Source organism: Allomuricauda sp. TY007 (genome assembly GCF_010468565.1).
In the GTDB taxonomy this organism is placed as follows: domain Bacteria; phylum Bacteroidota; class Bacteroidia; order Flavobacteriales; family Flavobacteriaceae; genus Flagellimonas.
In genome coordinates this window covers 379,747-404,904 of sequence record NZ_WUEG01000001.1, presented here as the reverse complement: position 1 = coordinate 404,904, position 25,158 = coordinate 379,747, and the positions used below count along the sequence as shown (strand labels likewise).

Here is a 25,158-nt window from a genome sequence, read left to right as displayed (position 1 = left end):
AAACTACCCTATTTTTTTGAATAGTACGCAAGCGTTGTGTCCACCAAAGCCAAATGTATTGCTCATGGCAACTTTTACTTCACGTTCCTGGGCCTTGTTCAAGGTCAGGTTAAGGGACGGGTCTATTTGCTCGTCCACAACACTATGATTAATGGTCGGTGGCACCAAATTGTGCTCCATGGCCAATATTGATGCGATAGCCTCAATAGCTCCGGCAGCACCCAACAAGTGTCCGGTCATGGACTTGGTGGAGTTAATGTTGATCTCTTTGGCATGATCCCCAAATACTTTGGAAATAGCTTTTAATTCGGCTACATCCCCAAGGGGTGTAGAAGTTCCGTGCGTGTTGATGGCATCTACATCCTCTGGCTTCATTCCTGCATTCATCAAACAGTTCTCCATAACTTTTACCACTCCTATACCCTCTGGATGTGGAGCGGTCATGTGGTAAGCGTCACTTGACAATCCTCCACCCAATACTTCTGCATATATTTTAGCTCCTCGGGCTTTGGCGTGCTCATACTCTTCCAGTATAAGCGCTCCTCCGCCTTCTCCCAATACAAATCCGTCGCGCGTAGCGTCGAATGGCCTGGAAGCGGTTTCTGGACTTTCATTTCTGGTAGATAACGCGTGCATGGCATTGAATCCGCCCATTCCTGCAAGGGTAACGGCAGCTTCACTACCTCCAGTCACAATAACATCACAGTGGCCCAAACGAATATAGTTGAGGGCATCAATCATGGCGTTGGCCGAGGATGCACATGCTGATACCGTGGTATAGTTGGGTCCCATGAATCCATGTTTGATGGAAATATTTCCGGGTGCTATATCGGCAATCATTTTTGGGATAAAGAATGGATTGAAACGTGGTGTGCCATCGCCCTCGGCGAAATTAATCACCTCATTTTGGAAAGTTTCCAATCCGCCTATTCCCGCACCCCATACAACGCCTACCCTAAACTTGTCCACAACGTTCAAGTCGATTCCAGAATCTGCTATGGCCTCATCTGAGGACACCAAGGCATATTGGGCAAACCTATCCAGTTTCCTGGCTTCCTTCCGATCAAAATAATCTGAAGGATCATACCCTTTAAGCTCGCAAGCAAACTTTGTTTTAAATTTTTCGGTATCGAAATAAGTAATGGGGGCAGAACCGCTCTTACCGGTCCGTAGTCCTTCCCAATAAGCTTCCAAATTGTTACCTATGGGCGTTAACGCACCCATTCCGGTAACCACAACTCGCTTTAACTGCATTGAACTATTTTTTTTACCCTTTAGACCTAAATTATAAAAAAAATTATCCATGTGATAACCACCACATGGATAATTTAAAATCTTCAGCGATATATCATATAATTACTTAGCTTCTTCGATGTAGCTAATGGCCTGACCAACAGTGGCAATGTTCTCTGCTTGGTCATCTGGTATTTGAATATCAAATTCTTTCTCAAACTCCATGATAAGTTCAACAGTGTCCAAGGAATCCGCTCCTAAGTCGTTGGTAAAGCTAGCTTCTGCAACTACTTCATTTTCATCTACACCTAGTTTATCAACGATGATAGCCTTTACTCTTGATGCAATGTCTGACATAATTATTGTGGTTTTAAAAATTTAAATCGTTGGCAAAAATATAAAACTTTGGATTAAATACACCATTTGTCGATAAAATGTGCTCCAAATTAAACATCTTAAATTGCTGTACCTTACTTTAGCCGACGTAATTTAGTCCAAAATCATATCAATTCCTAACGAATGAAACGAATTGTAATCTTTGCATCGGGCAGCGGGTCGAATGCAGAAAATATTATTTCCTTTTTTCGTGAAAAACCAGAAGCGACCGTAGCTGCGGTGCTCACCAACAAAAGCTCGGCCAAGGTTCTTGAACGTTGTGACCGTCTTGGGGTGCCCGCTTTTTATTTTAATAAACCCGCTTTTAAAGATTCTGATGCAGTCGTGAATATTTTACAAGGACTTAATGCAGATTTAATTGTGCTTGCCGGTTTTCTTTGGAAGATTCCATCAAACCTTATTAACGCCTTCCCCAATAAAATTATTAACATTCACCCTGCCTTGTTGCCCAAATATGGTGGAAAGGGCATGTATGGGAGCAGGGTTCATCAGGCCATAAAAGAAAACAAAGAGACCGAAACGGGCATTACCATACATTATGTAAACGAAAATTATGATGAGGGCGCCATCATCTTTCAAACTAAAACCACTGTGAAACCTTCGGATAATGCAGAAGCTATTGCCCAAAAAGTACACCAATTGGAATACGAGCATTTTCCTAAAGTGATCGAAAAAGTTTTATCCTAAATGGCCAAGAAGAAGAAGTTTTATGTAGTCTGGAAAGGCAAGCATCCCGGTATTTTTGAGTCTTGGGCAGATTGCAAGGCCCAAATTGATGGCGTAAAGGGAGCACAATACAAATCGTTCGCCACCTTTGCCGAGGCCAAAAAAGCCTTTAACAGCAACTATTTGGAATATAAAGGTAAATCCAAGGGTAAAAATGAACTTAGCCCCGAGGAACTGCTAAAAATCGGAGACCCCAATTACAATTCCATTGCCGTGGATGCAGCATCGAGCGGCAACCCGGGAAAAATGGAATATCGCGGTGTGGACACCAAAAGTAAACGGGTTCTTTTTCATCAAGGTCCTTTTGAGCAGGGAACGAGCAACGTAGGGGAGTTTTTGGCTTTGGTGCATGGTCTTGCCTTTTTAAAACAACAAAAAAGCGACCGTATCCTTTATTCCGATTCCAGAATAGCAATAGGATGGGTGAGAAAGAAAAAGTGCGGCACCAAATTGAACAAAACCGTCAAAAACACCCAGCTCTTTGAATTAATCGAGCGTGCCGAGGAATGGCTTAAAAAGAACCGATTCAATACACCAATCGTAAAGTGGGAAACCAAGGCCTGGGGCGAAATTCCGGCCGATTTTGGAAGAAAGTAGCTTTAAAAATGAGATATGGGATGTGAAACTTGAGTTTTGTTGAAGTCGGAAGTCCAGTGTCAGGAGTCAGATGCCCGCTAGTTGAATTTGAACTTGATACTTGAGCTTGAACTTGATGCTTTAACTTGTATTTGGGTCCGAAGTCGGAAGTTGGTTGGCAGTAACAGTACGCAGTAACCCAATAACTCCGAACTTGGGTCTTGGTTCTTGTCTTTCTGTTCTATCTTCCCTTTTGACACTAATTTCACGAATCATCACGAATAGGTTTGCTCTTGAACTTGATGTTTGAACTTGAACTTGTATTTGGGTCCGAAGTCGGGAGTTACTCAGTTATTGAATTATTGGAATTTGGAACTTGATTGTTGGCATTTGGTGTTTGATGACGGAAGTCGGTTGGCAGTAACAGTACACAGTAACCCAATAACTCCGAACTTGAGTCTTGGTTCTTGTCTTTCTGTTCTATCTTCCCTTTTGACACTAATTTCACGAATCATCACGAATAGGTTTGCTCTTGAACTTGATACTTGAGCTTGAACTTGTATTTGCTCCTCTCTTTTTCTTAAATCCTTTATCAATGATTCCAAATGGAATATCAAAGCGTATATTTGCAGCAAAAATTAGGGAATGGGCAAATTACTGATCGTGGGAACCATGGCTTTTGATGCCATTGAAACACCGTTCGGGAAAACAGGAAGAATTTTAGGGGGCGCCGGTACCTTTATCGGTTTGGCAGCTTCGCAGTTTAAAATAGATGCTGCAATCGTATCTGTGGTAGGAGATGATTTTCCACAATCTTACATGGACATTTTAAAAAACAAGGACATAGACCTTTCGGGTGTTGAAGTAGTAAAAGGTGGAAAAACCTTCTTTTGGGAAGGAAAGTACCACAACGACCTCAACTCCAGGGATACTTTAGCCACCGAATTGAATACCTTGGCGGACTTTAACCCCGTTGTTCCCAATGATTATACCGATGCCGACATTGTAATGCTCGGCAATCTTCACCCTAATATCCAACTGAGTGTAATTAATCAGATGGAAAAACGACCAAAGCTCATAGTTTTGGATACCATGAACTTTTGGATGGACAATACTTGGGGTGAGTTGATGACGGTGATTTCAAAAATCGATGTCATTACCATAAATGATGAAGAGGCTCGTCAGATGACCAACGAATATTCCTTGGTCAAAGCCGCCGCGAAGATTCAGGAAATGGGTCCCAAATATGTGGTGATCAAAAAAGGGGAGCACGGGGCGCTTTTGTTTCATAAGGATAATATTTTCTTTGCACCGGCCCTTCCTTTGGAAGAGGTTTTTGACCCCACTGGAGCAGGAGACACCTTTGCCGGTGGTTTTGCAGGATATTTGACCGAGGCAGAAAACATTTCTTTTGAAAGTATGAAGAATGCCATTATCCATGGGTCCAATTTAGCCTCGTTCTGCGTGGAAAAATTTGGCACGGAACGCATGGTGGATCTAAAAAAGAGCGAGGTAGACGCCCGCTTGGCACAGTTTAAAGAATTGACACAGTTCAATATTGAATTAACATAAATGTTTGCCCTGAAAATTTTCGGGGCTTTTTTATTTGGTTTGTTATGAGTGATCCCATTAAGCACGAATGCGGAATATCGTTGATCCGTTTGCTTAAACCTCTGGAGTACTACAAAGAAAAGTACGGTACCGCTTTTTATGGTGTAAACAAAATGTACCTAATGATGGAGAAACAGCACAACCGCGGACAAGATGGTGCCGGTTTTGCCAGCATTAAAATGGATATGGAGCCCGGGGAAAGGTACATGAGCCGTGTACGATCGGCACAACAGCAGCCCATTCAGGATATTTTTGCCCAGATCAACAACCGTATCAATACCGCGTTGACAGAGCATCCTGATCGCGAAGACGATGTGGCCTGGCAAAAAAAGAACATTCCCTACATCGGGGAACTTTTGATGGGGCACGTTCGCTACGGCACCTTCGGAAAAAACAGTATTGAGAGTGTACACCCGTTTTTAAGGCAGAACAACTGGATGCACCGCAACCTTATTGTTGCCGGAAACTTTAACATGACGAATGTTGATGAACTCTTTGGAAACTTGGTGGAGCTGGGACAGCACCCCAAGGAAAAGGCCGACACCGTTACCGTAATGGAAAAAATCGGTCACTTTTTGGATGATGCCGTAGCCAAGCTCTACAAACAGATCAAGAAAGAAGGATATACCAAAAGAGAAGCATCTGCGCTAATTGCGGAACGTTTGAACGTAGGCAAGATTTTGAGGAAAGCATCAAAAAACTGGGATGGTGGCTATGCCATGAGCGGACTTATAGGCCATGGTGATGCCTTTGTTATGAGAGACCCTGCGGGAATACGCCCAGCTTATTACTACCAAGATGATGAAGTTGTGGTCGTGGCATCGGAACGTCCGGTAATACAAACGGTGTTCAACGTTAATTTTGATGATGTAAAAGAACTGGATCCAGGACATGCGGTTATCATCAAGAAAGACGGTTCCATGGCACTCAAACAAATTTTGGAGCCCACCGAACGCAAGGCCTGTTCTTTTGAGCGCATCTATTTCTCCCGTGGTAGCGATAAGGAAATCTATCAAGAAAGAAAAAAATTGGGAAAACTGGTATTTCCCGAGATATTGAAGTCCATCGACAACGATTTGGAGAACACGGTTTTCTCTTACATTCCCAACACCGCGGAAACATCTTTCTTTGGAATGGTAAAAGAGGCCCAAAATTACCTCAACAAGAAAAAGGAGGAACAAATTTTGTCCCTAGGGTCAAAAATGACTGGAAAAGAACTTCACAAGATATTGAATATTAGACCACGAATAGAAAAAGTGGCCATCAAAGATGCGAAGCTCAGAACCTTTATTACCCAAGATAGCAGCAGGGACGATTTGGTGACACACGTTTATGATATTTCTTATGGTTCGGTAAAACCTACGGACAATTTGGTTATTATAGATGACAGTATTGTTCGTGGAACTACCTTAAAGCGAAGTATCCTCAAAATCTTGGACCGCTTATCCCCAAAGAAAATAGTGGTCGTGTCCTCCGCTCCGCAAATACGTTATCCTGATTGTTATGGTATTGATATGGCCCGATTGGAAGATTTTGTTGCTTTTAGAGCGGCATTGGCCTTACATGAAGAACACGGTACCACTCATAAAATAAAGGAGATTTATGAAAAATGTCTCACACAGACCAATCCCTCAAATAAAAATGCGGTAAACTATGTACAGGAGTTCTACGCTCCGTTCTCTGCCAAGCAGATTTCCAAGAAAATAGGTGAGATTTTAAGCCCCGAAGACATCAACGCAGAAGTCGAGATTATTTACCAGACCATTGAAGGCCTGCACAGCGCTTGCCCAAAAAATCTTGGTGATTGGTATTTTACGGGCAATTATCCAACTCCCGGAGGCAATAGGGTGGTCAACAAGGCTTTTGTCAACTTTTTCGAGGGCAAGAAGGAAAGGGCTTATTAGGTAATCGAGAAAAAGGCAAAAGTGCAGTTCATCGATGAAACTAGTAGAACAGCGGGTTTTTATACAATGGCAAATCTGCAATCCTACTTTAGTGTCTGCCATAGCATAAGTAGGTTAAGTTCATGGTAAGATTTGGGGCAAAAAAGGTGGAATAACTTCCACCTTTTTTATTTTCTGCATCTCAAATCGTCTCTATTTTTTCTGATTTAGAACCTCTCTGACTTGAATTTATGGAAAAACCCCAGTTTTTTAAGGTTTTTGTGCAATGCAGATTGGATAAAAGTTATTAGTTTAGTCCCAACACAATCCCCATTACTTGTTAAGCGCAGCAAAAATGTATATGAGCACAACGTTCGTATGCTTTGTGTTGCGGTGATTTTTTTAAGGTCCCCAAATCTTATTGATAATTTAAAACTTGACAAGTAATGAAACAACTGAAAAACCTACTGCCTCTGATGCTATTGGCCCTTTTGGCCTGGAACTGCCAAAAGGAAGAGACATCCATTCCACAAGAGAACACCACGGGCGCGGCCACAAAATCGGCCATCCACAAAATCAACTACCAACAGCTCCCCCTCCATATCCTGGGCGAAGTTGTCCATTCGTCGGGTGCCGTCCAAGGGAAAGGCCCATCTGGCAAGGGCGGGACGCCTTTCGGCAATGTACGGCAGGACCAAGTAACCGTAATGGAAACGGAAGATGGTACCTCCAGTTATACCCTGGGGATGGAAAAGCTGGGCAATGAGATGTATATGGACAATCTTGTGGTAACCGAAGACGCAGACGGTACCCTGCGCTCCCACATACTGAGGTACAAACCCACCGATGAATGGCTGGCTGAAATGGCTTTAGGCAAAGCGGACTGGGAGGCGTACTCCGGCGAAATCTTTGTCTTTGATGGTGAAGGCGATTCCATGGCGTCAGGCCAGTTCAGTGAAGGCAAGGCCGCGGAACAGGTAATGGGCAAGACAGCTGCGTACAAAGCCCTTATGTACTGTGAAGTGACCAATGTGAGCTATGGCGGACTGGAACAGGATGGAGTGTTCTATGCGACGGACATTATTATAGACTATGAATGCAGCGGCGGTGGCAGTAGCGGTGTGGGGGCTGGTAGTGGTTTCTCTGGAGCTGGCAATGTTGGAGGGCAATCCCAAGGCGACGGACAGTCCCATGGTGGCGGGGGCGGCGGCTCTTCGGCAGGCGATGGCTCACAAGGAGGTAACGGACAGGTCTCCACGGTCATCGATAAAAGGTTGTTCTTTGAAAAAATTGATGTGGATGAATCCGTTGACCCCTGTGTAGTGGTCATCATCAACAAGTTGGCATTAAAGGATGTGCAAAATCTTACCGTGCCAGACATTGGGCAATTGGATGGAACAGGGCATTTATCGCAAGGCATCTTGGATTTGTTTGATAGTTTTGATGATTTGGATATTATCTTTAAGGTAGAAGAAGCCGGAACTGGTAAAAATGCATCTACCTCTGTAGTGACCGTATCAGGTTCTCCAGCTATAAATATAATTATCGATGAAGAGTTTGTTCAAAATGCTACCAAGTTGGCTATTGCCCGGACAATTATCCATGAGAGTTTGCATGGTTATTTATTATATGCTACAGCCACATATAGTCAAAGTGAAACTGCTGAATTAATAAGTAATTATAGAGAAGAGAACAACGTTGATTTGCAGGTTGCCCACCATGAATATATGATTCAATTTGTTGAGGCAATTGGACACTCGCTCTCCGTTTGGGACAACAAACAACAAAACATTGATTACTATAACAAATTAGCTTGGTCAGGTGGTATGCTGGCATCCGATACTTTTGCACAATTATCACTTCAACAACGAACAGCGATAATCAATGCAAACATTGCAGAAGGCTCCGCAGCAAGCAATGCCACAAACAATGCAAAAGGAACTAAATGTAATTAAATGATGAAAAATTTAATTTTAGTAGCAATCATTATACTATTTTTTAATTTAGGATGTGGTGTGCAAAAAAATCTTGTGCAAAACGAAAGTGAGGTTTATCAAATAGTGAACCTACAATCAAGGTTGCTTAGTGAACATCGGTTATATTACAAATCTTATGTTGTTGATAAATCAATGTTTTCTTTTCCAAACAAATATTTCAAATGTATTTTCATCAATCCCAAATATGAACTGGCCCGTAAAGAAACAGATTCAATAACCGCTCTGAATATATCAGAGGACAGAAAGAGAATGTTAGTGAAAAAGGTCGAAGAAAGATATCTTTCTGACTTCGTGCCAAATATATTACCTAAAGAGGAAATTGATGGCATGAAAGAAAATTTGACATCCAAGTCTTGGAGATGGGACAAAGATTTGGTCAATAGTGAAATGACTAAGATAAAGAATTACAATTCTGTCAGGTTTTCAGCACCTGTCCTCAACACTAAAGGGGATTATGCAATTATGTTTGTGAAGTTTGATAGTTCAATTGAGGCTCGTGTATATAAAAAAGAGGATGGTACATGGACGTATTATTGCTACTATCCCTTATCAATTTCAGATTAAATTTTGGACTTATGGGTCAAGAAAGAATTTCCAACTTCTATTTAGTGCTATGCAGACTGGAAAATGGAATGGACCATTACGCTTGATGATGATTATGTGAACAATGCCACACAGCTATCCATAGCCAGAACAGTAATACATGAAAATGTGCATGCTTTTGTTGGAATGATTCTTAATTCTAATAATACATCGGACATGGCCATATCATTGCAAAGTCTTTATACCTATTACAAATTTAACAACCCAGACAAACTAGTACAGAATCTTACACAACATGAATTTATGTCCCAATATGTAGATGCCATGGCAGTTTCACTATCTGTCTGGGACAACAAACAACAGAGTATGGAATACTATAAGAAACTTTGTTGGGCGGGGTTGGAAAGTTCATCAGTCTATCAGGCTCAATTAAATAAAAATGAAATTCAGGAAACTATACAAAATGAAGCTACAAATTCAGTCAATGCAAAAGGTCAAGAGTGTAATTAAACATCATAATAAACAATTCATTTATATTGGATTACTTATTGTATTTCAGTGTTTTACCAGCTGTAAGACTATTTATAATAAAGAGAATCATAAAACGACCAATCATTCTACTAGTAATGGAACCTATTTAAATGTACAATTATTTGATTTTTATAGTAAGACTGACCCCTTGCCCGGATTTATAAATGTAAATGGTATTTATATTGATTCGGATTACAAAAATTTTCATCATATCTTGAAAATTGACCCAGGAAAATACAATATTAAAGGGTACTTTATATCCAAAGAGCCTTCAGTAATAACCGGGTTAAAGATTGATAAAAATGACTCTCTCGTAGTCAAATTGTACTTGAAAGACAGTTCAGAAATAATCTGGGATTAACAATACCAATCATATCCTTCTTTTCATTTAAACAATTTTTTTTAAGACAGACTTAGCCTAGGACAACAAACAACAGAGTATCGAATATTATAAAAAACTATCTTGGGCAGGCCTAGAATCATCTTCAGCATACCAAGCACAACCAAATAAAAATGAAATTCAATCGGCAATAACAAATGAAAGTAATGGCTACAATAATGCAAAGGGTATCAAGTGTCCTAAATAAAGTATATGGATTAGCAATATTGATTATTTTTCTAAATTGCTCAACCCCAAAGAGAATAAGTAATAAGATTGAGAACTGTGAAGAATGCTATACTATTGAGAGGTTTAAAATGAGAGCTGACAACTCCACAAAAAGTATTCTACTATTCAATTATTATGAATTTAGTACCAAGGAAGCTCTGCCTTTTGATTTTGTGATAATAGACGATTTTGCATTTAAAGAAAATCCTGTTGAAATTATGACAACTGATGGGGTAATCAATATTATTGTTTCCAAGCATTCGAAGAAGCCAGTAAAAATCGAGCATGTTAGTATTGCCAAAGGTGATTCCTTGGTAGTCAATGTCTATTTAAAAGAGTTTAATGCGGTTTTCAACAAGTGAATTGAAAAGTTTTAAACATTGACAAATTAAACTTTTGTCAAATTAATCCTTTAGCCCCTGTGTAGAGAGTATCATCAACAAACTGGCAATAAAGGATATGCAGAACCTAACCGTGCCAGACATTGGGCAATTGGATGGAACAGGGCATTTATCGCAAGGCATCTTGGATTTGTTTGATTCTTCTGGCAATTATGATTTGGTTTTTAAGGTTGCCGAGGCAGGTTATGTAGGTGGACAACCGAGAAATGCCAAAACACTTAAAACATACGGAAAACTCGAATGGACCATAACACTTGATGATGATTACGTAAAGAATGCAACCCAATTGGCAATTGCCAGAACCATAATACATGAAAGTATGCATGCATTTTTAGGTTATACAATCAATACAAACCCAACTTCTAATCTTAGCAGTGCAATACAGCAATATTACACTAACTTGGGAGCACAACAAACTTTGAGTTCAGGAGTAAAAGTTAATTTAACCGAGCATGAATTTATTGGACAATATGTTCAAGGGATTGCCAAGTCTCTTTCGGTCTGGGACAATAATAAACAGTCCCAAAGTTATTATGAAAAGTTGGCTTGGGGAGGTTTGGAAACTTCATCCGCTTTCAACTCACTGTCTTTAAACTTAAAAAACTCCATAAAAACGGTTTTAAATAACGAACAAGTTGCGAACAATAATGCAAAAGGAGAAAAATGTCCATAAGATGAAAACTACAATAAAATGTATTTTTATGTTCTTTCTTGTCTTGCTTATCACAATAGGATGCAATACAATGAAGCTAGAAACATCAAGCGAAGCCTATAATTTGATGAATTCATATTATGCTTCTAGGGATGAAAAAGTGTTGGCAAGAAAAACAGTTGACATAAGCCAGTATAGTAAAGGACTGGACAACCTATCTGCTTGGCAAGAAGCAAATAACGATTTAGGAAATTACGATAGACCGAAAGTTGACTTTCAATCCATGTTCTCCAATGAGGAATTTATTAGTATTATCAGAGAATTTGTCAATCAGAGTACAGTTCAACAAAGGTTAGATAAAAACAAGCTCAATGGAAACATAGAGATTAGTCAGAAAGCTAAAAACAGTATCTCTTTCCCATATATTTTTACTAATAACGGAACTAAGTATGCATTGATGTATGAAGAAGTCTATGAAGGCCCAGAAAGTGCTGCTGGAGGAATAACCATGTTTAGATTTGAGGATGGTGCTTGGGAGGATATTTTTTATTTGCATCTTTGGATAAGCTGAGGATAATCAATTCGTCGACTGCTCATAACCTTATTTTGTTTTTGGATTCACTTTGTCAGTTGTCTAAATCAAGCATGAGCACTATAGGCTTCGTATTGCTATCTTCTAAAAAATATGAAAGGAATAAAATATTTAATCTGTGCCGTTGCAATTCTCTTTAGCTTGAACTGTAAAAGCACCTATGGTATTCAAAATATAACCTTGGAACAATCCGAAGTAATCAATGCATATTTTGAAAACAGAAAGGAGAAAAAATTGTTTTTCAAATCTTTGGTCAAACCTTCCGGTAATGCATCATTAGTAGATTTAATCAATTACAATGAATTGAATAGTTCTCATGATATCATTGAAAAAAAATTTGGGGTCGAATTTGAAAAAATTTTTGACAAAGAGGAGATGATAAGGCTTAAACGAAAAGCCCAATCAGTTGAGAAAATAAGTTTTGATAAAGGGATGCTCGATAACATTACAATCTCTAAAAAACATGATTTTAATACTTTGACTCTCTCTGTACCCATTTTATCAAATGATGGGAAATATGCTCTGATGTATGTAGAAAGCACAGGAGGTGGAGATTTGATTGTTTTCAAAAAAATCAGTGATACATGGAAAGCCAATTACATTTTAAGTGATTGGTTTTCCTAAATAGACTAACTTAATCCCAATCTGTATCAAAAATATTATCAGATCGACTTAGGGCAATCAGCAACAGAGCACAACCATTATGGCTTGGACAACCCAAATGAATAATTAAGAATACAGCAAAAAAGGTGGAAGTTATTCCACCTTTTTTATTTTCTGCACACCCGTAAACCTTTAGCAATCCCCTTAGTTTTCTTGACATTTATCAATAATCAGGCTGTGTTGTACACTTCAACGCATTTAAGGGAGTTTCATCTAAAAGCTTGGGCACAAAAACATCGCTTGGCTTACTTTTGAATCACCATAGCATAAGTAGGTTAAGTTCATGGTAAGATTTGGGGAAAGAAGCCGGAGCACGCTCCGGCTTCTTTATATTTGACTACCAAGGTTTTATCCATTTTATCGACGAACTGCACAATTTCTTTTTCTTCATAAAAACAAAATATTTTTTAAAACCCTTTGTTATTTTACACAATACCAGTATTTTAGTGCCGCCATAGCATAAGTAGGTTAAGTTTATGGTAAGATTTGGGACGAAAAGGGTGAGGACTTCCTCACCCTTTTCTATTTAAAAAACAAAAACAAAAAAAGCCGTGCACCAAGTGCACGGCTTTTCATATTATTATTGAACCAGTTCTTATTTACTAGCTGCGTAGTTTTCAGAAACTTTGTCCCAATTGATTATATTAAAAAATGCTGAAATATAATCTGGTCTCAAGTTTTGATAATGCAAGTAGTAAGCATGCTCCCATACATCCAAGCCCAAAATCGGGTAACCACCACAACCCACTCCTGGCATAATGGGGTTATCTTGGTTAGGGGTGGAACAAACTTCCACTTTTCCTCCTTTGTGCACACACAACCATGCCCAACCTGATCCAAATTGGGTAGCGGCGGCAGTGGAAAATTTTTCTTTGAAAGCATCAAAAGAACCAAAAGCCTCGTCAATTGCAGAAGCCAATTCCCCTGAAGGTTTTCCGCCTCCGTTTGGGGACATTACTTCCCAAAAAAGGCTATGGTTAAAAAATCCGCCTCCGTTGTTTCTAACAGCGGCATTGGACATATCCAAACCTGAAAGGATATCCACGATCCCCTTTCCTTCCAAATCTGTTCCTTCGATGGCTCCGTTCAATTTAGTGGTGTAGCCATTGTGGTGCTTGGTATGGTGGATTTCCATGGTCCTAGCATCTATATGTGGTTCCAATGCATCGTATGCATACGGTAATTTAGGTAATTCAAAAGCCATAATATTCTGTTTTTTTAGGTTATTAATCAATTCACGTAAAAATACAAGTTTTAACATATATATTCCGCTAAAAGCATGTTAACATCAGGTAAGGAATCCTTATTTTGCAGGAAAAACGTTTTTGGAGGGGTCCAATTTTAAAATATACAGCGCATCGGCAGGTTCGGGCAAGACCTATGCCCTGGCAAAAGCATACCTCAAATTATTGCTCTCCAACGATGCTTCGATAAAATTCCGTCAGATTTTGGCCATTACCTTTACCAACAAGGCAGTGGACGAAATGAAAACCCGGATTTTGGATAACTTGTACGCTTTTGGTAAGGATCAAGTTCCCGAAAAGCAGAAAAGTTTGTTCCGATCACTTTGTGATGAACTCAATTTGACCGAGGAACAATTGCGGCAACGATCCCAACTCATTCTAAAACGGATTCTGCACAATTACTCCTTTTTTGAGATTTCTACCATAGACAAATTCAACCATAAGATCATAAAAACATTTGCCCGCGATCTACACCTGTCCCAAAATTTTGAGGTGGAACTAAATTTGGATTTACTGTTGGAGGAAGCCATGGGAAGATTACTGGAACGCGCTGGCAACGATGAAAAACTTACCGAGGTCTTGATTGCCTTTTCACTCGAAAAAATTGATGATGACAAGAGTTGGAACATCGCCTATGATCTGGTGGAAATCGGGAAACTCCTTTTTCAGGAAAACCATGCGGAACATGTGGAGCCGCTACGTGAAAAATCAATCGGGGATTTTCAGGACATTCAGAAACGGATAGCCTCAGAAAGCAAGTCCATTGGGGAAAAGGTAAACCAATTGGCTCAAACTGTGCTTCAAGAAGTAGAGAATCAAGGTTTTGATTTTGCCGATTTCCCTAGACAAACCTTGCCCAATCATTTCAAAAAAATGGTTGATGGGGAACTCGACCCAAAAAAATTATACGCCGCCAAAACCCTGGAGCCCAATCTAGTTGAGGGAAAATTACTCAAGGCCAGTGACAAAAGGGACGTCACCCAATTGGCCGTAACCATTTTGGAAAACTATCTCATCATAAAGCGACTTGTCTATCGGCACAGCTATCTCCAAAACATTTATGGCAATATAGTGCCGATGACAGTTTTGAACGAAATCGCCAAGGAAATCAAGAATATTGAGCAGGACAGGGATATTGTCCCCATTTCTTCCCTGAACGCCATCCTCTCCAAAGAGATCAAGAATCAACCTGTACCTTTTATTTATGAACGGATGGGCGAAAAATACCGCCATTATTTTATTGATGAGTTCCAGGACACTTCAAAAATGCAGTGGGAAAACTTGGTGCCCCTTATTGGAAACGCCCTGGAAAGTGAGGACGAAAAGCACGACCGCGGTTCCCTTTTTTTGGTAGGCGATGTAAAGCAGGCCATTTACCGCTGGCGTGGTGGCAGGGCGGAGCAATTCCTCAACCTAATAAATGGGAAATCGCACCCCTTTGTGATAGAGCCCAGCACCTATTCGTTGGACACCAATTGGCGGAGTTATGACGAAATCGTGAACTTCAACAATAATTTTTTTACAGAAGTGGCTCCTGTGCTTGGCAACGAGGACTATCGTAATCTTTTTTTGAAGGATTCTCATCAAAAAACCAACAACAAACCCGGGGGATACATCCAAATGTCCTTTTTGGATAAAGATGTGGAGGATAAGGACGAGGTGTATTGCTCGGAAACGCTTAAACACATCCAGCATATCATTTCGGAAAACCATGCCTATGCCGATATCTGCGTTTTGGTTCGCGATAATAAGAAGGGAATGTTGCTGGCAGATTTTTTAGCACAGCAGAGCATTCCCATCATTTCTTCGGATGCACTTTTGCTGTCAAAGAATGAGAAAGTCATCTTTTTGATATCGATTCTCCGAATTTTTGAAAACCCGAAAGACCGAGAAGCGGCCTACCTTATATTAATGTATCTGTCACCCAATGAAAACGGCAAGCACGACTTCATTTCCAAAAACTTGGAAAATATTGAAACCTTCTTGACCAGTGCATACAGTTTCAATATAATTGAATTAAGGGGAGAACCTGTGCTCACCATTTTGGAAACCGTCATTGTACAGTTTGAGCTTTATAAAGGTTCCGTTGCGCATATTTCGTTTTTAATGGACGAAGTGCTGGATTTAGAAAAAAGGGAAGGACCCAGCGTATATGCTTTCCTTAATTATTGGGAAGTAAAAAAAGAATCCCTATCCATTGCGGCTCCCGATGGTGTGGATGCCGTAAAAATTATGACCATCCACAAGGCCAAAGGCCTTGAATTCCCATTTGTGATTTTTCCGTTTGCCAATGCGATTCTGGACGATAAACGTAAGAAAAAGAAAGCTTGGGTGCCTGCCACTAGTGCCGATAAAACTTTAGGGCTGGATGAATTCCTCATCAACAACAATAAAGATATGTTGGAGTACAATGAGATGGCCCAGCAAAAATACTTGGACGAAGAGCAAAAAACCTTGTTGGATTCCATGAACGTACTCTACGTGGCACTTACCCGACCTGTGAAAGGGCTGTTTGTGATTACAGAAGCAGGCAAAAAAGTTGCTTCTGCCGAGTCTGCTTCTTCCTACGCCGACCTTTTTCAGTTATTTGTTCAACAAAAGAACATACCTGAAAACCAGAACGGGGTTTATACCATTGGAACTTTTCCATCAAAAGAAATAGCACGTTCACCTTTGGAATCCAACGAAAACTATATCTCCTACGTTACCCGCCCAAAAGAAGATGCCGGGTTTACGATTTCCACCAAATCGGGCCGTTTGTGGGACGATGAACGCTTGGAAGCCATCGAAATGGGGAATGTAATCCACTTTGCGTTGAGCCAGATTGAAACTGTAAACGATGTTGATTCGGTTTTGGAGCGATTGGAAATTGAGGGGCATTTTCCCAAAGAGGCCGCGAGCGACATCAAACAAAAAATTATGGCTGTTGTAAATCATCCGAAGTTGAAAGATCTGTTCTTGGACAACCTTCACATATTGAACGAACAAGAAATCTTGACAACGGATGGACATTCCCTTCGGCCTGATAGAATTACAATTGATGGGAACCAAGCGACCATCATAGATTATAAGACAGGTAAACCATCGCCAAAGCATAAGGAGCAAATCGCAAATTATGCCGATATTTTAAAAGCAATGGATTTTGAAATCAAACAATCCATCATTGTTTATATTGACCAAGAAATAGACCCTATTTTTGTATAAAGTTAAATCAAAGATATGTACGGAAAAATAAAAGAACATTTGGCCAAGGAATTGAAGGAGATTGAAGAAGCTGGCCTGTTTAAAAAAGAACGAATTATTACCTCGCCACAAGGAGCGGTTATAAAAATCTCCACAGGGGAAGAAGTCATTAATTTTTGTGCGAACAATTATTTGGGGCTCTCCTCGCACCCGGATGTAATCCAAGCCGCAAAGGATACGATGGATACCCACGGTTTTGGAATGTCTTCGGTACGTTTTATTTGCGGAACGCAGGACATCCATAAACAATTGGAACAGAAAATCGCCAATTTCTACGGTACCGAGGATACCATATTATATGCAGCCGCTTTTGATGCCAACGGAGGGGTTTTTGAACCCTTGCTTACAGCGGAGGATGCCATTATCTCAGATTCATTGAACCATGCATCCATTATTGACGGTGTTCGTTTGTGCAAAGCAAAGCGATATCGCTACACGAACAACGATATGGCCGACCTTGAGGAAAAACTCAAACAAAGCATTGCCGATGGAGCACGCTTTAAAATTATAGTAACCGACGGAGTGTTCTCCATGGACGGACTTTTGGCTCCTTTGGATAAAATCTGTGATTTGGCAGATAAATATGATGCCATGGTCATGATAGATGAATGTCACGCTACAGGCTTTATAGGGGAAACAGGCCGCGGTACCTTGGAAGAAAAGGGCGTCATGGACCGAATCGACATTATTACAGGTACACTCGGCAAAGCTTTGGGCGGAGCCATGGGCGGTTATACCACCGGAAAAAAGGAAATCATTGAAATGCTCCGCCAGCGTTCCAGACCTTATTTGTTCTCCAATTCCTTGGCACCCGCTATAGTTGGAGCATCCATTAAGGTATTTGAGATGTTGGACAAGGATACTTCTTTGCGGGATAAGCTACAAAGCAATACAGAATACTTTAAAAAAGGAATGAAAGAGGCCGGCTTTGATATTATTGACGGTGATTCTGCCATAGTACCGGTAATGTTGTACGATGCCAAATTATCACAAAATATGGCCGATATGCTCTTGGAAGAGGGGATTTACGTGATTGGCTTCTTTTATCCCGTAGTACCTAAAGGCAAAGCAAGAATTCGAGTACAGCTCTCAGCAGCCCACGAAAAAGAGCACTTGGACCATGCGATTAATGCATTTATAAAGGTAGGAAAATCGTTAAATGTCATCTAAATTCGTCGAAATGCAACAAATCTTCTGGCAAATGAGTCAAAAAAAAAGAAATTTAGATTTTGTTAATAAGTCTTAACAACTTACATTTGCTGCTGATAAACACTTAAACTTAAAATTTTGAGCATGAAACATCTTAGCAAATTATTGGTTGTTGCTCTTGTATTTGTAGGGATCAACAGCATACAAGCGCAAGACGAAAATAATCCCTGGCAAGTTAGTATAGGGGTAAATGCAATAGACGCTTATCCTACTAACGATAGTGACAATCCTTTTTCAAGTACTACATTGTTCGATGAGTACTTTAATGTATCTGATCATTGGAACATTTTACCATCTGTTTCCTATGTTGCAGTTTCCAAATATATTGGAGATGGTTTCTCTGTAGGAGCAAGAGGTTCTTTGAATAGAATCGAAAAATTAGGAGACTTCGAAGTTGACGATTTGTCTCACTATGCTATAGATGGTACCATTAAATACAACATTCTTAAAAACACTACTATTGATCCTTTCGTAGAAATAGGAGGTGGTTACACTTGGGTTGATGAAATCGGAGCTGGAACCGTTAATGGTGGTGTAGGTGTTAACTTTTGGTTCTCTGACAACCTAGGTCTTACACTTCAAACTCAGTACAAGCACGCTTTTGAAGATTACTTGGTTAAGCATTTCCAACACATGGCAGGAATCAGCATCAAGTTTGGTGGTACTGATACTGACGGTGATGGAATATACGACAAAGACGATGCTTGTCCAGAAGTAGCTGGTTTGGAAGCATTCAACGGTTGTCCTGATGCTGACGGAGACGGTATCGAAGACGCTAAAGACGCTTGTCCTAACGAAGCTGGATCCAAAGAAATGAACGGTTGTCCTGATGCTGATGGCGATGGCGTTGCCGATAAAGACGATGCTTGTCCTAACACTCCAGGTCTTCCTGCACTAGCTGGTTGTCCTGATGCTGATGGTGACGGTGTTGCCGATAAAGACGATGAGTGTCCTAACGAAGCAGGACCTGCTGAGAACGACGGATGCCCTTGGCCAGATTCTGACGGTGACGGTGTTCTTGACAAAGACGACCAATGTCCAGAAGTTGCTGGTACTGTAGCTAACAACGGTTGCCCAGAAGTAACTGAAGAAGTTCAGAAGCAATTGAACGATTACGCTAGAACTATCTTGTTCGACACTGGTAAGTCTTCTATCAAAGCAGAATCTACTTCTGTAATGGTCGACATCATCCAAATCTTGAACGAGTACCCAACTGCTAAATTTACAGTTGAAGGTCACACTGACAGCGTAGGTAGCGAAAGCTTGAACCAAAAACTTTCTGAAGAAAGAGCTAACTCTGTTAGAAACTTCTTGATTGACAAAGGAATCGATTCAAACAGACTATCTGCTATCGGTTATGGTGAAGCTAAGCCAATTGCTACCAACAACACAAGAGCTGGTAGAGCACAAAACAGACGAGTTGAAATCAACTTGGTAAAATAATAAGAAACAAAGTTTTCTTGAAAAAGGCTCCGCAAATGCGGGGCCTTTTTTATTTTTAGTCCATGCATGATACTTTCCTAGAATATGTACTGGACGACCTCCACAACAAACAACCGGATATAACCCGGTGTACCTATATACTTCCCAGTAAAAGATCGGGTACATTTTTAAAAAAACACATTTCCAACAGGCTAAAAAAAAACATATTCAGTCCCGAAGTATTGTCCATTCAGGAGTTCATCGGAAAGCTCTCCGATTTGAACCAAGCACCAAACATTGATTTGCTACTCCTCCTTTTTAGGACCTACAAAGAATCCCAAATAGATGAATCTGACGATTTTGCTTCTTTTATTAATTGGGGACAAACCTTATTACAGGACTTCAACGAAATTGATGGGTATCTTATTCCCGCCAAAGACATTCTGAATTACCTATCAGCCATCAAGGAAATCAACCATTGGTCCGCCAACAAGGAAAAAACAGAGCTCGTCGAAAATTATCTCAAGCTTTGGAAAAACCTCGAAACCATCTACAACAATTTTTATGAAGCTCTTCTCGAACAGAAGAGAGGTTATCAAGGACTCATCCAACGTGAAGCGGTAAAAGCAATTCAAAACGGGGAATATAAAGAAGCTCTCAAGAATCCAATTGTATTTGTAGGTTTTAACGCCTTGAACGCAGCAGAATCCAACATCATCCAACATTATTTGGAACAAGGTAATGCGCATATTTATTGGGACATCGATTCGCATTTCTTAAACGACCCCATTCACGACGCAGGCTTGTTTATGCGGGATTATCAATACAATTGGCCTTACTACAAACATCAGCACAAAATAGAACCGCAAAGCAATTTTCTAGAGAAAAAGAACATCACCATCACCGGAGTGCCCAAAAGCATATCCCAAACCAAATATGTAGGTCAATTATTGGAATCCATTGGGCAACAACAAGATATTGACCTAACCAAAACGGCCTTGGTCCTGGCAGACGAAACTTTGCTCAACCCAATGCTCAATGCCGTTCCAAGTACTATTCCCAAAGTGAACATTACTATGGGAATGCCGTTGAACAAAACAGTGCTCTATTCGTTTTTTGTAAACTTTTTGGAGCTGCACCTCAACGTTTCCGAGCAAGGTTGGTTTTTTAAACGGGTGCAGGAATTTATCTCCAACCCCTATACCTTAACACTCTCCAACGAAAGACAAGGGAATTTTGCACAACACTTGTCCAAAGACATAAAAGAGGGCAATATACTCTACCTTAATCAACAATTGCTTGCAAAATACCCCAAGGCACAAGAATTATTATCCATCATTTTTCCGGGAAACACCTTGACCCCAAAGGGCTGGATAAGCCATTGTCTGTTCCTCATAGAACGGTTAAAAATTATCTACCAAGAAAAAAAAAATGCGCTGGAGCTGGAATATCTGTATCGGTTCTATGTGCTCTTCAACCAGTTGGACCAATATTTGGACAAGGTGGAATTTATGGGCGAACTTAAATCCATCAAGAATCTATTCAAACAATTGGCCAATATGGAAAGCTTGGATTTTATTGGCCAGCCGTTGACGGGCTTTCAAATTATGGGAATGTTGGAGAGCCGTAACCTTGATTTTGAAACCGTTATCATAACCTCGGTCAACGAGGGTGTTCTCCCTTCGGGAAAATCCAACGATTCCTTTATCCCCTTTGATGTAAAACGCGATTATGGTTTGCCAACATATAAAGAAAAGGATGCCATTTACGTGTATCACTTTTATAGGTTGATACAGCGGGCCAAGAACATTTACATCACTTACAACACCGAGCCAGATGTTTTGGAGGGTGGTGAAAAGAGCCGATTGATCACCCAATTGTTAACGGACAAAAATTTAAAACAGCATATAACACATACCATTGCCTCCCCTAAAATTTCAATTGACCCAAAACCCCTGATCCAGATTGAAAAGGACGGAAAATTTATGGAAGACTTGAAGGACTTTGCCCAAAATGGGTTTTCGCCCACATCTTTGACGAACTACATCAGAAATCCTATTGACTTTTACACTCGAAACATTCTAAAAATCAATGATTTGGAAGAGGTAGAGGAAAATATTGCCGCCAATACCTTCGGGACCATTATTCACGATAGTTTGGAGCAGCTTTACACCCCGCTCGTCAATCAATTGTTGACGGAAGAAAATATCCAGTCCCTAAAAAAGCAAGTACCCGAGGTTGTGCAACATCACTTTACCAAGAACCTTTCCGGGGTGGATGTCTCAAAAGGTAAGTTCCTGCTGGTCTACAACGTAATCCTAAAATACCTACACAACTTTTTGGACGATGAGTTACGTCAACTCAAACGCCATGAAATAAAAATATTGGCCCTCGAAGAACGCTATGAAGAATATATTTCGGTACCCGGGCTTGATTTTCCCATCAAACTAAAAGGAACTTTAGACCGGGTTGATGAATTTGATGGCACCTTGCGCATTATCGATTATAAAACAGGTAAGGTAGAAGCGAAAAACGTGAAAATAACCGATTGGGAAACATTGATTACTGATTATGATAAAAGCAAGGCGTTCCAATTGCTCTGTTACGCCTACCTGTATTCCAAAAAATACAATGCAAGCGATATTCAGGCGGGAATTATCTCATTTAAGCATCTGGGCAAAGGACTGTTCCCATTTTCAGAGGACAAGGATACCCGGATAGATTCGGACACCCTTGCAACCTTTGAAAATTATCTGTTCCAATTGATAAGGGAAATCTGCAATACTGCGGTTCCCCTTACCGAGAAAATGGATTGATTATTTTAAATCGGGACGCGTAGGACGTACTTCAATTTTACTTGGCAAGGTACGTGGGTGCATCGTCAGCAAATCAACGACCAATTTACCAATGTCCTCGGGCTGAATTTTCCACGCATCCTTATCCGATGGCTCGTTGTTGTTAAAATGACTTGCCACAGAACCGGGCATAATGGTGGTCACCTTTATATTATACTGCCTTAAATCCAGCATCGCGGCCTGGGTAAAACCAACAACACCAAACTTGGTCGCGTTATATCCAGCCGCTGTGGCAAAGAAATTGGTGCCCGCCAAACTAGCCAAGGTCATGTAATAGCCTTCGGATTTTTTCAGGGCATCGACGGATGCTTTTAGCGTGTGATACACTCCATTTAGGTTAGTATCGATCATTTGATGCCATTTCTCGTCTTCCATTTCATCGATTGGGGCAAAATGTCCAACACCTGCATTTGCCATCACTACATCCAATTGTCCCCATTTGTCAAGAATCGCCGCTATGGCCTTTTTTTCATCATCCAATTTGGACACATCGGATACCAAACCCAACACTTTATCTGGATTGTTCAAACTTTTTACGGCAGCGTCGGCACTCTCTTGGCTTCTACCGCTAACGGCCACCTTCATGCCTTGCTCCAACAAGCATTCGGCAATGCCGTATCCAATACCTTTGGTTCCTCCTGTGATGTATGCTACTTTTCCTTCTAGTTTCATGTTGATTTAGTTTTGAAGTAAAGTTCAAAAAAGGACAGGCCAATTACAAAAAATCCATCCTAAAAGGATGGTAAAGTTTGAAAGAGAAATCAGAAAAGACCAATTATGTAGTTTTCCTACAAAAAATGCTACATTTATGATGAATCCAAACAGATAGTGAGGAAAATTTCTTATATCTAATTCAGCCACAGTGAAATTAATCATTGCGTTTAGCGCTGTAGTAGTCATTGCAGGACGAGTAGGACAAACGGGAAGATAAATATTCAAAGAAGCTTTAAATGAAAAGAAAATGGATAAAGCAGAATTAGAAAAACTACATGCTGATTTACTAACCGCTTGGAATAAACAAGATGCAACCAAAATGGCATCATTCTTTACCGACAATGGAGTATCAATAGGATTTGACGGGAGCCAATATAATGGCAAGAACAAAATCGAAGCTGAAATAGGGAAAATATTTGAGCACCATCAGACCGCAGATTATGTTTGGAAAGTTAAAGAAGTCCGTTTTTTGAATTCAGAAGTTGCTACCCTTCGAGCTATTGTAGGTATGAGGCCCCCTGGACAAAAGGATATTAATCCTGCAGCCAATGCTATCCAAACCATAACCGCAACAAAGCAGAACAACGTTTGGAAAATTGAGCTTTTTCAAAACACGCCTGCACAATTTCACGGCAAACCGGAAAAGGTAGAAGAGCTAACAAAAGAGTTAAGCGCAGTATCAGATAAATAAAATAAGCATGAATGCAGAATTTGAAGCAGGAATTAATATCGCGATAAAGATTCCCAAAAGTAAATATGAGAAAACCGTCGCTTTTTACAGGGACATTCTAAAGCTGGAAGTAGAAGAAATACCTATTGATAATCCAACCGTTTCGAAAACACACAAAGTAAAATTCGGAAACAACGTAATATGGTTGGACTGCGTGGACAACTATACCCATTCAGAAACTTGGTTACAGCTTACGGTTCCCAATGTAGAAGCAGCGACAAACTATTTGAAATTAAACGGTGTGGAAACGTGTGACGAACTTGAAGAGCTTCCTAAAAATATGCATTGGATTCAAGACCCTGCTGGAACAGTCTTCAATCTGCAAAGAAGAGAAATTGAACAATCTGAATAAAAAACGAACCCCCAACAGCAATATCGGCAAACCGAAGTTGAAGTACAATAATTGACCGTCTCCAAAAGTCTCACAATACATCAATCCCAACGAAACCCATATCGTCCCCAATATTATCAATCCCCAACGATTACAAGAATATGGCATTGGAATATTTGAAGCCATTCCTACCAAATCAGCGCTTAAAAAAGCCCTCAAGAAAAAGTATATTTCTGTAAATGGAGCCATTGCGACCACGGCAACCTTTATTTGTGGTGGAGAAGAAATAACGCTTGCCATTCCAAAGGAAAAAATGTTGAAAAAGCAGTTCAACTTTCCGCTAAAAGTATTGTTGGAGGACGAGCATCTGGCTGCGATTCATAAACCTGCCGGTATTGAAGTAAGTGGCAACAAATTCAAGACCATTGCCAATGCTTTGTCTCAAAATCTTAAGGCCAGCACGCTTCCCGATGCCACGACACCGCAACCCGTCCACCGATTGGATTATGCCGCTACGGGCATTGTTTTGATAGGAAAAACAAGTAACTGTATCCGTGCCTTGAACAAAATGTTCGAGGACAAACTCATATCCAAAACCTATTACGCGGTTGCCATTGGCGATATGGCGCCAAGTGGAACCATCTCTTCGGAAATAGACGGGAAAGCGTCCCGATCAGATTTTGAAGTGATACAATCCGTTCCCTCAGAACGTTTCGCCAAACTGAATTTGGTAAAATTACACCCTAAAACAGGTAGAAGGCACCAATTGCGGAAACATTTGTACAGTTTGGGGAATCCCATCCTCGGAGATAAAGAATATAACCTAGAAGGCTTAATTTTAAAAGGGAGGGGTTTGTACCTCCACGCCCACTCTTTGGAGTTTGAGCATCCGTTTACCCAACAAAACGTCTATATTGAAGATGAGATTCCTGAGAAGTTTGGGAAGATTTTTGATTCTGGGGTCAAATAAAAAAGCACCTCAAAATTGAGGTGCTTTTC

22 protein-coding genes are annotated in these 25,158 nt (G+C 40.4%); 18 read left to right on the top strand and 4 right to left on the bottom strand.

Annotated elements, in window-relative coordinates:
- Positions 1-3 precede the first annotated feature (3 nt).
- Together fabF and GO009_RS01825 are read right to left on the bottom strand one after the other, a co-directional pair.
- On the bottom strand, positions 4-1,254 hold the full coding sequence (gene fabF, locus GO009_RS01830) for a beta-ketoacyl-ACP synthase II (RefSeq protein WP_163624433.1): 1,251 nt from the start codon (positions 1,252-1,254) through the stop codon (positions 4-6).
- Positions 1,255-1,356: 102 nt separating this feature from the next.
- Positions 1,357-1,590, bottom strand: a complete 234-nt coding sequence (locus GO009_RS01825) for an acyl carrier protein (RefSeq protein ID WP_009778413.1) — start codon at positions 1,588-1,590, stop codon at positions 1,357-1,359.
- A gap of 162 nt (positions 1,591-1,752) precedes the next feature.
- On the opposite strand from GO009_RS01825, the gene purN reads away from it, so the two are divergent.
- The 11 genes from purN (at position 1,753) to GO009_RS01770 (ending at position 12,372) form a co-directional block, all read left to right on the top strand.
- Positions 1,753-2,316 (top strand): phosphoribosylglycinamide formyltransferase, encoded by a 564-nt coding sequence (gene purN, locus GO009_RS01820; protein WP_163624432.1) that lies wholly within the window; start codon positions 1,753-1,755, stop codon positions 2,314-2,316.
- Positions 2,317-2,952, top strand: coding sequence for a viroplasmin family protein (locus GO009_RS01815; RefSeq protein ID WP_163624431.1), 636 nt, complete (start codon positions 2,317-2,319; stop codon positions 2,950-2,952). It begins immediately after the preceding gene.
- Between the two features lie 624 nt (positions 2,953-3,576).
- On the top strand, positions 3,577-4,503 hold the full coding sequence (locus GO009_RS01810) for a PfkB family carbohydrate kinase (RefSeq protein ID WP_163624430.1): 927 nt from the start codon (positions 3,577-3,579) through the stop codon (positions 4,501-4,503).
- Between the two features lie 44 nt (positions 4,504-4,547).
- On the top strand, positions 4,548-6,446 hold the full coding sequence (locus tag GO009_RS01805; RefSeq protein WP_163624429.1) for an amidophosphoribosyltransferase: 1,899 nt from the start codon (positions 4,548-4,550) through the stop codon (positions 6,444-6,446).
- A 425-nt stretch (positions 6,447-6,871) separates the two neighbouring features.
- Positions 6,872-8,380 (top strand): hypothetical protein, encoded by a 1,509-nt coding sequence (locus GO009_RS01800; RefSeq protein ID WP_163624428.1) that lies wholly within the window; start codon positions 6,872-6,874, stop codon positions 8,378-8,380.
- Positions 8,381-8,986 (top strand): hypothetical protein, encoded by a 606-nt coding sequence (locus GO009_RS01795; protein ID WP_163624427.1) that lies wholly within the window; start codon positions 8,381-8,383, stop codon positions 8,984-8,986.
- A 63-nt stretch (positions 8,987-9,049) separates the two neighbouring features.
- Positions 9,050-9,475, top strand: coding sequence for a hypothetical protein (locus GO009_RS01790; protein WP_163624426.1), 426 nt, complete (start codon positions 9,050-9,052; stop codon positions 9,473-9,475).
- A gap of 558 nt (positions 9,476-10,033) precedes the next feature.
- Positions 10,034-10,465, top strand: a complete 432-nt coding sequence (locus GO009_RS01785) for a hypothetical protein (protein WP_163624425.1) — start codon at positions 10,034-10,036, stop codon at positions 10,463-10,465.
- Positions 10,466-10,562: 97 nt separating this feature from the next.
- Positions 10,563-11,177, top strand: coding sequence for a hypothetical protein (locus GO009_RS01780; protein WP_163624424.1), 615 nt, complete (start codon positions 10,563-10,565; stop codon positions 11,175-11,177).
- Position 11,178: 1 nt separating this feature from the next.
- Positions 11,179-11,727: a hypothetical protein gene (locus GO009_RS01775; RefSeq protein ID WP_163624423.1), complete on the top strand. Its 549-nt coding sequence runs from the start codon at positions 11,179-11,181 to the stop codon at positions 11,725-11,727.
- 114 nt (positions 11,728-11,841) lie between these two features.
- A complete protein-coding gene (locus tag GO009_RS01770; protein ID WP_163624422.1) occupies positions 11,842-12,372 on the top strand; it encodes a hypothetical protein in 531 nt (176 codons plus the stop codon).
- A 634-nt stretch (positions 12,373-13,006) separates the two neighbouring features.
- On the opposite strand, the gene GO009_RS01765 is transcribed toward GO009_RS01770, so the two are convergent.
- On the bottom strand, positions 13,007-13,615 hold the full coding sequence (locus GO009_RS01765; protein WP_163624421.1) for a superoxide dismutase: 609 nt from the start codon (positions 13,613-13,615) through the stop codon (positions 13,007-13,009).
- Positions 13,616-13,736: 121 nt separating this feature from the next.
- Here GO009_RS01765 and GO009_RS01760 point away from each other — a divergent pair, with 121 nt between their 5' ends.
- The 4 genes from GO009_RS01760 (at position 13,737) to GO009_RS01745 (ending at position 22,345) form a co-directional block, all read left to right on the top strand.
- Positions 13,737-16,859 carry an exodeoxyribonuclease V subunit beta gene (locus GO009_RS01760; protein ID WP_163624420.1) on the top strand — a complete coding sequence of 1,041 codons (3,123 nt, stop codon included), beginning with the start codon at positions 13,737-13,739 and terminating at the stop codon, positions 16,857-16,859.
- 15 nt (positions 16,860-16,874) lie between these two features.
- Complete coding sequence (gene kbl / locus GO009_RS01755) at positions 16,875-18,068, top strand: glycine C-acetyltransferase (RefSeq protein ID WP_163624419.1); 1,194 nt, start codon at positions 16,875-16,877, stop codon at positions 18,066-18,068.
- 123 nt (positions 18,069-18,191) lie between these two features.
- On the top strand, positions 18,192-19,550 hold the full coding sequence (locus GO009_RS01750) for an OmpA family protein (RefSeq protein WP_163624418.1): 1,359 nt from the start codon (positions 18,192-18,194) through the stop codon (positions 19,548-19,550).
- A gap of 62 nt (positions 19,551-19,612) precedes the next feature.
- The gene (locus GO009_RS01745) at positions 19,613-22,345 is read left to right on the top strand and encodes a PD-(D/E)XK nuclease family protein (RefSeq protein WP_163624417.1); all 2,733 of its coding nucleotides are present in this window, start codon (positions 19,613-19,615) and stop codon (positions 22,343-22,345) included.
- Here the strand turns inward: GO009_RS01745 and GO009_RS01740 are convergent, their stop codons facing one another.
- Entirely contained in the window at positions 22,346-23,056 is a 711-nt protein-coding gene (locus GO009_RS01740) for an SDR family oxidoreductase (protein WP_163624416.1), read from the bottom strand.
- Between the two features lie 289 nt (positions 23,057-23,345).
- Between GO009_RS01740 and GO009_RS01735 the strand changes: the two genes are divergently transcribed.
- The 3 genes from GO009_RS01735 to GO009_RS01725 all read left to right on the top strand — a co-directional run bounded on the left by GO009_RS01735 (position 23,346) and on the right by GO009_RS01725 (position 25,129).
- Positions 23,346-23,789, top strand: coding sequence for an SgcJ/EcaC family oxidoreductase (locus tag GO009_RS01735; protein WP_163624415.1), 444 nt, complete (start codon positions 23,346-23,348; stop codon positions 23,787-23,789).
- Positions 23,790-23,796: 7 nt separating this feature from the next.
- Positions 23,797-24,180: a VOC family protein gene (locus GO009_RS01730; RefSeq protein WP_163624414.1), complete on the top strand. Its 384-nt coding sequence runs from the start codon at positions 23,797-23,799 to the stop codon at positions 24,178-24,180.
- 292 nt (positions 24,181-24,472) lie between these two features.
- The gene (locus GO009_RS01725) at positions 24,473-25,129 is read left to right on the top strand and encodes an RluA family pseudouridine synthase (RefSeq protein ID WP_306770382.1); all 657 of its coding nucleotides are present in this window, start codon (positions 24,473-24,475) and stop codon (positions 25,127-25,129) included.
- Positions 25,130-25,158: the final 29 nt, after the last annotated feature.